This is a genomic window from Leucobacter sp. OLIS6 (assembly GCF_002752355.1).
Lineage (GTDB): Bacteria > Actinomycetota > Actinomycetes > Actinomycetales > Microbacteriaceae > Leucobacter.
Window position 1 is genome coordinate 544,845 of sequence record NZ_MRAV01000011.1, and the last position, 9,594, is coordinate 554,438.

Consider the following 9,594-nt stretch of genomic DNA (forward strand, 5'->3'; position numbering starts at 1 on the left):
ACCTCGAGAACGGAGCCCCGTGGCATGACCGAACCCCAGATCTGGACCATCATCGGCGTGCTCGCGGCGAGTACGGTCGGCCTGGCGGCCTTCATGACGCAGACGCTGCAGCGCAGCGTCGCGGGACTGCGCGACGAGATGGTGGGTCGGTTCACCGCACTCGACGGGCGCATGGATCAGTTCGACGGCCGTGTCGAGCGACTCGAGCGCAAGGTCGACGGTCTCGATCGAGATATGCGTCAGTTGTCGGGCAAGGTCGATGGTCTGGAACGCGATATGCGGGTGGTGTCCGAGAAGGTCGATGGTCTGGACCGGGACATGCGGGTGGTGTCCGAGAAGGTCGATGGTCTGGAACGGGACATGCGGGTGGTGTCCGAGAAGGTCGATGGTCTGGACCGGGACATGCGGGTGGTGTCCGAGAAGGTCGATGGTCTGGACCGGGACATGCGCGTGCTCTCCGGCAAGGTCGACGGTCTGGAACGGGATGTCCGCGTGATCTCGGAGCAGATACTTCCGGAGTGAACTGTGGCTACTGCTCGCGAGGTGCGGAAGACGCTGCAGAATCCGAAGAGTCGTCTGCAATGCGCGGCTCGGCGGCGTCCACCGCATCGTCCTCGATCACATCGTCCTCGGTGCGCTCCTTGGTGCGCCAGGCGTAGATGCTCTCCGACGCGGCCGACCGCTGGCGGTTCAGGAAGATGACCGAGAGGCTCACCGCAGCGAGCGTCGCCACGATCGCCGACAGCCACCACGTCCATCCGATGAGCATGAGAGCGGCGAAGGGCACCACGAAGAACAAGAGGCGCAGCACGATGTAGACGAGCCAGGCAGAGCGGGATTTCACCCTTCGAGTGTACGCGGGCCGGCTGGGCCGCCCCTCAACGGGCGGATCCAGCGCACCGACAGCCGGGCTGGGTACGATGGATGCATGGTACGAGTGGCGATCATCGGAGTGGTCGTCGCCGTTGCATTCACGCTCTATGCGCTGATCGACGCGGCGATGTCGGAACCGTCGCGGGCCCGTGGCGTGAGCAAGCCGGTCTGGGTGGTGCTCACCGTCGTCCTGCCGGTGATCGGAGGCATCCTCTGGTTCACGATCGGCAAGGGCCAGCCGCAGCCCGCGCGTCCGGCTGCACGCCCCGACGACGATCCCCGCTTCACAGCGACGCGGCTCACCCACGATCAGCTCGACGACCACATGCGGGAGCTTGAAGACCGCCTGCGCGAACTCGACGCCGAGACCTTCCCCGGCGAAGGCCCCGCAACCGACATTCCGGATCCTCCCCGAGGCGCCGAGCCCGAACGGAACGGGGATCGGGCCGCGGATGCACCGGAGTCGGGCACCGACGATCCGCGGCATCCGCAGGATCGGCTGAGCGGGACGGACCGCCGGCCCGACGACCCCGAGCCGGGTCGGAAGTGAGCACGGCGCCCGCTGCCGAATTCTCGATCGCGCTGCTCGCGGACCTGATCCGCGGCGGAGTGCGCGACCTGGTGGTTTGCCCCGGATCCCGGTCGCAGGCGCTCGCGCTGGCCGCCGCAGCCGCGGAGTCCGGTGACGCGGTTCGCCTGCACGTGCGCGTCGACGAGCGCTCGGCCGGGTTCTTCGCACTGGGCGTTGCACGTGAAACGGGCGTTCCTGCGCCGATCATCGTGACGAGCGGCACCGCGGTCGCCAACCTCGTGCCTGCCGCCCTCGAAGCGCACGAAGCTCGGGTGCCCATGCTGCTGCTGACCGCGGACCGGCCGGACGAACTCCGGGGTATCCGGAGCAATCAGACCACCCGGCAGGGGGAACTGATCAGCACGTTCGCCCGGCTGGTGCTCGAGGTGCCGGCCCCCACCGCAGCGCCGGCCTCGACGGAACCGCCCTGGATCGCCGGTTTCGAGCCGGATCGTCTGGCTCGGACAGCGCTGCAGGCCGCCCGCGGAACATCCGAGCGACCGGCGGGTCCCGTGCAGCTCAACCTCGCGTTCCGCGAGCCGCTCTCCGGTCCTCCGCTCGGCGGGAACGTGTCTTTCGGAACTGAGACGATGACTGTTCCCGAACTCTTCGGTGCTGCGCGGGCGGAGTCGGAACGCGGGACGGAGCTCGCCGTGCCTCCCGGCATGGGCGCCTCGGCGCTCGACGGCCCGAATCCCGAGATCTACGTGCACGACGATGACGTCCGCACGGTGGTCATCGCGGGTGCTGACGCCGGAGATCGGGCCGAGGCCTTCGCTCACGACGCCGGTCTGCCGCTGCTCGCCGAGGTTGTCAGCGGCGTGCGGTTCGGACGCGAGGCGGTGACCGCCTACGCCACGCTGCTCGACGATCCCGAGCTCGGAGGCGCGGTGGAGCGGGCGATCGTCTTCGGACACCCGACACTGACTCGACACGTGCCGGCGCTGCTGAAGCGCGATGGCGTCGAAGTCGTCGTCGTCGACCCGCACCTCGGCCGCGGAGTGGAACACTACGATCCGAGCGGCGCTGCGCGAGTGGTGCGCACCGTGAGCGTGGGCGAGGCCCACGATCCGCGGGCGGGCAGGCAGTGGCTCGGTGCCTGGATCGTCGCCGATCGTGCATTGCGCGAGGCGCGGAGCACGGTGCACGAGCCCGACCTGGCGGCTGCGCTCGCCCCCGGATACCGGGAGCGCAGCGACTACGCGCGCGCCGAGGTCGCCGTCATGCGCGAACCCGTCACGCGCGAGCTGCTCGCCGAATCCGTGTGGCGGGCGACCTGGCCGCACGACCGTCTGGTGGTCGCCGCTTCGCGGCTCGTGCGCGTGCTCGACGGGATCGCCCCACCCCGACGGATCCGGGTGGTCGCCAACCGCGGCCTCGCCGGGATCGACGGGACCGTGGCGACCGCGCTCGGCGTCGCCGCCGTGAGCCAGTCCGCGGACGATCCGCGGCAGGCGGCGGGAACCACGCGCGTGCTGATCGGTGATCTTGCGCTGATGCACGACGCGGGGTCCCTGCTCCTCGACCCCGAAGAGCCCCGCCCGCGGATCCAGGTGTTCGTCGGCGTCGACGGCGGCGGCACGATCTTCGACGGGCTCGAGGTCGCGGCAACCGCGGATCGCGACTCCTACCGCAGAGTCATGACGGTGCCGCGTTCGATCGGGTTGCGCGAGCTCGCCGAGGCCTACGGGTGGGCCTACGAGCGGGCTGCGACGCGCAGCGAACTCGACCGGATCTTCACCGCTCCTGTGATGGGTCCGACGATCGTCGAGGTTCCGCTGGTCGAGTAGACCGCGGGCTCAGGCCGGCCAGCGCAGGTCGATCGAGTCCTCGATCCGCGCGCGTTCGGCTGCGACATCGAAGTCCGGTTGCGGCCATTCCGGGGCCATGCGGTGCAGCTCCGAGATGACGATTCGCTGCACCGCGGCACGGGCGTACCACTTGGCGTTCGCCGGGACGACGTACCAGGGCGCGTGCTCGGCGTTGGTGCGCTCGATCGCGATCTCGAAGGCAGCCATGTAGTCGGGCCAGAGCAGACGCTCGTCGACATCGCCCGGGTTGTACTTCCAGTGCTTCTCGGGGTCGTCGAGGCGTGAGAGGAGCCGGGCGGCCTGCTCCTCGGGGGAGATGTGCAGCATGATCTTGACGATCCGCACGCCGGCGTCCGCGATGCGGCGCTCGAAATCGACGATGGCGCTGTAACGCCGCTCGATCTCCGCCGGGGGTGCGAAGGCGCGGACGCGTTGAATGAGCACGTCCTCGTAGTGGGACCGATCGAAGAGCCCGATGACTCCGGGGCCGGGGACCCGGGGCTCCACGCGCCAGAGGAAGTCGTGCGTGCGTTCCTCCGGCGTCGGACCCTTGAACGCGGTGAGGGCGAGCCCGTACGGCTCGAGCTGGGAGAACACGTGGTTCACGATCCCGCCCTTGCCGGCGGCATCCATGGCTTGGAGCACGACGAGCAGCCGATCCTCGGCTCCGAGGCGGCTCTGCGCGAAGAGCTTCTCCTGCAGGCCGCGCAGTTCCTGTGCGGACGCGGCGAGCTCGGCCGCTCCCGCGCGCTTGTCGGCGGCGGTTCCGGGAGTCGCGGAGGGATCCACCCGCCGCAGATCGAAGCCGGGGCCGACGCGCAGCAGCGCCGAGACGTCGTCGGTCCAGAAGTGCTTCGTCATGGGGGCCTCCTTCGGCCTGGGGCGCGGACGTTCAGCCAACGCTACCCCCGAACCGCTGAGAACCGCCGAAGTCGCGATCAGGCGGAGAAGGCCTCGACGACGGGGCGGAACTTCGAGACGGTCTCGACGAACTCGTGCTCGGGATCCGAGCCGGCCACGATCCCGCCCCCGGCGGTCGCGGTCAGGGTCCGGGTGCCGTCGGGTGCGGATTCGAGCTGTCCGCAGCGCAGCGCGATCACCCATTCGCCGTCGCCGGCGGCGTCGATCCACCCAACCGCTCCCGAGTACCGTCCGCGGTCGAACGGTTCGAGCTCCGCGATCGTCTCGATCGCCGTGCCGGTCGGCGTGCCCGCGACCGCTGCGGTCGGATGCAGTGCTCCGACGAGTTCCAGCGCGCCGCGGTCGGCGCCGAGCCCGGCGCCCAGATCGGTCGCGAGGTGCCAGACGTTGGGCAGGCGCAGCGCGAACGGCTCCTCGCTCGTGTGCAGCGATCGCACGTGCGGGGCGAGCGCCGTCACGACGCTCTGCACGGCGAAGGCGTGCTCGTGCTGGTCCTTCGCGCTCGTCAGCAGTTCGTCGCGCGCGCGTCCATCGGCGGCGGCGTCCCCGGCGACCCGTGCGCGTGTGCCGGCGAGCACCCGCGCCGAGACGGCGCCGCCGGTGGACCGGATGAGCGTCTCGGGGCTCGCGCCGATCAGGCCGTCGACCGCGAAGGTCCAGCAGTCGTCGTAGCGCTCGGCGAGGCGGCCGAGCGGCACGCGCAGGTCGTCTCCGGCGGGGATCTCGGCCACGGTCTGCCGGGCCAGCACCACCTTCTCGAGCGCTCCGTCGTCGATGCGGCGGACGGCCTCGCGGACTCCCGCGAAATATGCGTCGGTCTGCGGTCCCCGCGCAGTGACGTCGAGCGCGGCTCCGCGCCACCCGCCGGCGGGGCATGCCTCGGGCAGCTCGGGATCGAGCGCGGTCGCGGTGGCGTCAGCGCCGGTCGGAGCGACCGTCACCTCGGTGATCCATGCGAGGCCGCGGTGCCGTGCGATGAGTAGGCGGGGGACCACGAGCACGCTCTGCGCACCGCTCGTCGCGGCGAACGCGAAGGTGCCGAGGGCGACCAGGCCGCTGCCCGGCAGGCGCACCGGGTCGTGGATCTCGGCCGCGGTCGCGATCTCGCGCCAGGCGGCCGCGGCGCGGTCGAAGCGGTCGGGGCCCGAGAATACGAGGCGCAGTGCTTCGCCGACGCCGACGCAGCCGCGATCCCCGCGGGTCCAGACGAGCGGCTCGGCCGGATCGGCGAACGCAAGGAGGTCGGGGAGCTCGGCGAGGGGTCGCGTGACGGCACGAAGGCTCGGAACGGACACGCTGCTCACCCTGACAATCTACTCTCCCGCGATGCGTGAGCCGTGCGAGGCCCGCGCGCGGAGCCGTCCGCCCGCGCCCGCGCAGGAAGAGGCGCGTCCGGGCGCGCGGAAAGCCCATGCGATGCGTCCAGCGGAACGGGCTAGCATGGTGGGGTGACCCGCCCCGATACCGCCACGAAGCTTGCAGCCGATGTTTCCGCGATGTTCGACGAGGTGTCACCGCGCTACGACCTCATCAACGATGTGCTCTCCGTCGGCAACTCCCGGCTGTGGCGCGTCGCCATGACCAAGGCGCTGCAGCCTCGCAAGGGCATGCGGATCCTCGACCTCGCGGCCGGCACCGGAACGGCGAGCGCCGCGATCGCGAAGCATGGCGCCCACGTCACGGCCGCGGATTTCTCCGAGGGCATGCTCGCCGAGGGGCGGATCCGCCAGGCCGGCAACGACCTCATCGACTTCGTCTGGGCCGATGCCACGCAGCTGCCCTTCGAGGACGACAGCTTCGACGCGGCGACCATCTCCTTCGGCCTCCGCAACGTCGAGGGGCCCGAACGGGCGCTCGCCGAGATGTTCCGGGTGGTGAAGCCCGGGGGCCGCGTGGTCATCTGCGAGTTCTCACGGCCGACCTCGTCCCTCATGCGCGGTCCCTACACGGCGTACTCGCGAGCGGTGCTGCCGCGCATCGCGGGACTCATCAACAAGTCGGCGGCCGAGGCCTACCGCTATTTGAACGAGTCCATCGAAGCGTGGCCCGCGCAGGACCGCCTGGCCGCCATGCTGCGCGAGGTGGGCTTCGAGCGGGTGGCCTATCGCAATCTGACCGGCGGGATCGTCGCACTGCACCGCGGCTTCGTGCCGCGCGAGCCCGTTGAGATCCCGACCGCGGAGCCTGCGGCGAAGACGCCTGCGCGGGCGAAGAGCACCTCGAAGCCGAAGGTCGCCGCGTCGAAACCGAAGGCGGCTGCCCGGACGAAGTCCCCGGCCGAGCCGAAGACCGCGCCGGCGAAGCCCGCACCGAAGCGCACCGACGCACCGTCAGAGGAAGAGGCATGAAGCTGACGAACGCCGCAGACACCGCAACTCAGGCCCTGCCCATGCGGCTGTTCCGCGGGGCGCAGGACCGGAGGCACGCGCAGCGCGTGCAGGAGCAGCTCGAGCTGGTCGAGGCCGGGCTCATCGAGCACCTCGGCTTCGCCTCCGATGTCGCGGACGCGCCCGCCCGGTACCTCATGGAGGCCGGCGGCAAGCGGATCCGACCGATGCTCACGCTGCTCACGAGCGAGCTCGGCACGGGCCCGAACGAGCTCGTGCGCCGTGCTGCGCAGGCCGTCGAGATGACCCACCTGGCCTCGCTCTACCACGACGACGTGATGGACGACGCGAAGCTCCGCCGGGGCGTTCCTGCCGCACAGACGGTCTGGTCGAACTCGGTCGCGATCCTCGCGGGCGATCTCCTGTTCGCCCGCGCGTCCAGCCTGGTATCGGGCATGGGCGAAGAGGCGATCCTGCTGCAGGCGCAGACCTTCGAACGGCTGTGCCTCGGGCAGTTGCACGAGACGGTCGGCCCGAAGGCGGGCGACGACCCGATCGGGCATTACATCCAGGTGCTCGCCGACAAGACGGGCGCGCTGATCGCGACCGCCGCGCGCATGGGCGTGATGTTCGGCGAGGCCGCGGCCGAGTACGCAGACCCCGTGACCGAGTACGGCGAGCGCATCGGCGTCGCGTTCCAGCTCGTCGACGACGTGATCGATCTGTCGCCGAAGAAGGAGGCGACGGGCAAGCGGGCCGGCACCGATCTGCGCGCCGGCGTCGCCACGCTGCCGGTGCTGCTGCTCCGCCGTCGGGCCGAGAACGGCGATGCTGCCGCGAGCGAGCTCCTGGCGCGCATCGACGCGGGCGTGGCCCGCATCGCCGCGGGCGAGGATCCCGCGCTGCTCGACGCCGAGGTCGAGGCGCTGCGCGAGCACGAGGTGACTCGTGAGACCGAGGCCGAAGCGAAGCGGTGGGCGTCCGAGGCGGTGGCGCAGCTCGATGCGCTGCCCAAGTCCTCGGTGCGCCGTGCGCTCGAGCGCATGGCCGATTCGATCGTGAACCGCGAAGGCTAGATTCCGCGAGCGTGCGGAGGCGACTGGAAGAGATAGAGGGCTGATGGAGAAGATGCGACTGGCGATCGTCGGCGCCGGGCCGGCGGGTATCTACGCCGCCGACCTGCTGATCAAGGCCGAGCGCGACTTCGAGGTCGAGATCGACCTGTTCGAACAGCTGCCCGCCCCGTACGGGCTGGTGCGCTACGGCGTCTCTCCCGACCACCCCCGCATCAAGGGCATCATCACCGCCCTCCGCGAGGTGCTCGATCGGGGCGATATCCGCTACTTCGGCAACGTCCGCTACGGCACCGACATCACGCTCGACGACCTCAAGAAGCACTACAACGCGGTGATCTTCTCGACGGGCGCGATCCGGGACGCCTCGCTGAGCATCCCGGGGATCGACGCCGAGGGCTCCTACGGAGCCGCGGACTTCGTGAGCTGGTTCGACGGGCATCCCGATGTGCCGCGCACCTGGCCGCTCGAGGCCGAGCAGGTCGCCGTGATCGGCAACGGCAACGTGGCGCTCGACACCTCCCGCATGCTGATCAAGCACGCGGACGACCTGCTGCCCACCGAGATCCCGTCGAACGTCTACGAGGGGCTCAAGGCGAGCCCGATCCAGGAACTCCACCTGTTCGGGCGTCGCGGTCCGAAATACGTGAAGTTCACCCCGCTCGAGCTGCGCGAACTCGGCGAGGTGCGCGATGTCGACATGGTCGTCGACGAGCGGGACTTCGACGTCGACGACGCCTACGCCGACGAGACCCTGGCGAAGAACAAGCAGGTCATCGTGATGTCCCGAATCATGGACAAGTGGCGCCAGGAGCAGCGTGACCGCGAGGCCGGCGAAGTCGCTCCCGCGTCGCGACGCCTGCACTTCCACTTCTGGTCGAAGCCCGTCGAGGTCGTGACCGAGGATGGACGGGTCGCCGGTCTGAAGATCGAGCGCACCGCACCCGACGGCAACGGCGGGACGATCGACACCGGCGAGTTCGAGGTGATCCCGGTGCAGTCGCTCTACCGCGCGATCGGCTACTTCGGGTCCCCGCTCGACGAGATCCCCTTCGACGACCGCCGCGGAGTGATCCCCAACGAGGCGGGCCGAGTGCTCGATGCCGCGGGGGAGCGCGTGCACGGGGTGTACGCCACGGGCTGGATCAAGCGCGGCCCCGTTGGCCTCATCGGCCACACCAAGTCCGACGCGATGGAGACGCTCGAGTGCCTCATGGAGGATCGCGGCACGTGGTGGAGTCCCGAGGACGCGTCGCTCGAGGCGATTCCCGCGCTGCTGTCGGCACGCGAGGTGCCGTACACGACGATCGAGGGATGGCACCGGCTCGACGAGCACGAGCTGGGACTCGGCGAGGCCGAAGGGCGCACCCGCATCAAGGTGGTTCCGCGCGATGAGATGACGCGCATCGCCCGGGGCGAGTAGTCCCCCGTCCGCTCCCGCGGACGCGCCGAACCCAGGCCGCTCGGCATCGCCGTCCTCCGCTCCGGAGGCGCGAAGCCGGGCGGCTTTCGTCGTATCCGGAGACGGCTTCGCGGCCGCGGCATCGGCCGAACAACGGGCAAACGGCGGAAACATGCGGAGACACGCGCGAGATACGGTCTCGTGTTGCGGGTGGGGTGGGGTGCGCGTAATGTATTCCCTTGTCAGCGCGACAGTGCGAGACGCGGAAGCGGCTCGGGCGGTTGGCGCGGATGGATCCCTCTGGATCATCGAAACCCCGACTTGTTGTGTCGGCAGGCGCGGTGCTAGAGTGAGGATCCGCTTCTTACCACTACCGGGTGGTTCTGGTTCCTTCGGGGGCTGGGGTTCTGCAGGGCTGTTGTCGTGTGGGTTCTGGTGCTGGCTCGTTTGGGTTGGTTGCTGGTTCGGTTTTGGTGTGGTAAGTTGGAGAGGTTGTCTTTCGGAAAGCTTTGGCGAGTACGGGGGGCGTCTGGTCCTTGAGAACTCAATAGTGTGCACTTGATTGTCAAATGCCAATTTATTATCCCGTCCATCTGCGCCCTTTGGGGTGTGGGTG

General features: G+C 69.8%; 9 protein-coding genes. 6 read left to right on the forward strand and 3 right to left on the reverse strand.

The window, feature by feature from the left end:
- Positions 1-24: 24 nt before the first annotated feature.
- On the forward strand, positions 25-522 hold the full coding sequence (locus BMH31_RS08960; RefSeq protein WP_099722751.1) for a hypothetical protein: 498 nt from the start codon (positions 25-27) through the stop codon (positions 520-522).
- 7 nt (positions 523-529) lie between these two features.
- On the opposite strand, the gene BMH31_RS08965 is transcribed toward BMH31_RS08960, so the two are convergent.
- Positions 530-844 (reverse strand): DUF4229 domain-containing protein, encoded by a 315-nt coding sequence (locus tag BMH31_RS08965; protein WP_099722752.1) that lies wholly within the window; start codon positions 842-844, stop codon positions 530-532.
- Between the two features lie 84 nt (positions 845-928).
- Between BMH31_RS08965 and BMH31_RS08970 the strand changes: the two genes are divergently transcribed.
- Both BMH31_RS08970 and menD read left to right on the forward strand, forming a co-directional pair.
- Positions 929-1,423, forward strand: a complete 495-nt coding sequence (locus tag BMH31_RS08970) for a PLD nuclease N-terminal domain-containing protein (protein WP_099722753.1) — start codon at positions 929-931, stop codon at positions 1,421-1,423.
- On the forward strand, positions 1,420-3,234 hold the full coding sequence (gene menD, locus BMH31_RS08975) for a 2-succinyl-5-enolpyruvyl-6-hydroxy-3-cyclohexene-1-carboxylic-acid synthase (protein ID WP_099722754.1): 1,815 nt from the start codon (positions 1,420-1,422) through the stop codon (positions 3,232-3,234). Before BMH31_RS08970 ends, menD begins: the two co-directional genes overlap by 4 nt.
- Positions 3,235-3,243: 9 nt before the next feature.
- Here menD and BMH31_RS08980 read toward each other — a convergent pair whose 3' ends face one another.
- Complete coding sequence (locus BMH31_RS08980) at positions 3,244-4,116, reverse strand: PPK2 family polyphosphate kinase (protein ID WP_099722755.1); 873 nt, start codon at positions 4,114-4,116, stop codon at positions 3,244-3,246.
- 77 nt (positions 4,117-4,193) lie between these two features.
- Entirely contained in the window at positions 4,194-5,480 is a 1,287-nt protein-coding gene (locus tag BMH31_RS08985; protein WP_241898208.1) for an isochorismate synthase, read from the reverse strand.
- Between the two features lie 144 nt (positions 5,481-5,624).
- On the opposite strand from BMH31_RS08985, the gene BMH31_RS08990 reads away from it, so the two are divergent.
- The 3 genes from BMH31_RS08990 to BMH31_RS09000 are packed head-to-tail and all read left to right on the forward strand — an operon-like array spanning position 5,625 to position 8,999.
- On the forward strand, positions 5,625-6,524 hold the full coding sequence (locus BMH31_RS08990) for a class I SAM-dependent methyltransferase (protein ID WP_241898209.1): 900 nt from the start codon (positions 5,625-5,627) through the stop codon (positions 6,522-6,524).
- The gene (locus BMH31_RS08995; protein ID WP_168187877.1) at positions 6,521-7,579 is read left to right on the forward strand and encodes a polyprenyl synthetase family protein; all 1,059 of its coding nucleotides are present in this window, start codon (positions 6,521-6,523) and stop codon (positions 7,577-7,579) included. Before BMH31_RS08990 ends, BMH31_RS08995 begins: the two co-directional genes overlap by 4 nt.
- 43 nt (positions 7,580-7,622) lie before the next feature.
- On the forward strand, positions 7,623-8,999 hold the full coding sequence (locus BMH31_RS09000; RefSeq protein ID WP_099722757.1) for an FAD-dependent oxidoreductase: 1,377 nt from the start codon (positions 7,623-7,625) through the stop codon (positions 8,997-8,999).
- Positions 9,000-9,594 lie beyond the last annotated feature (595 nt).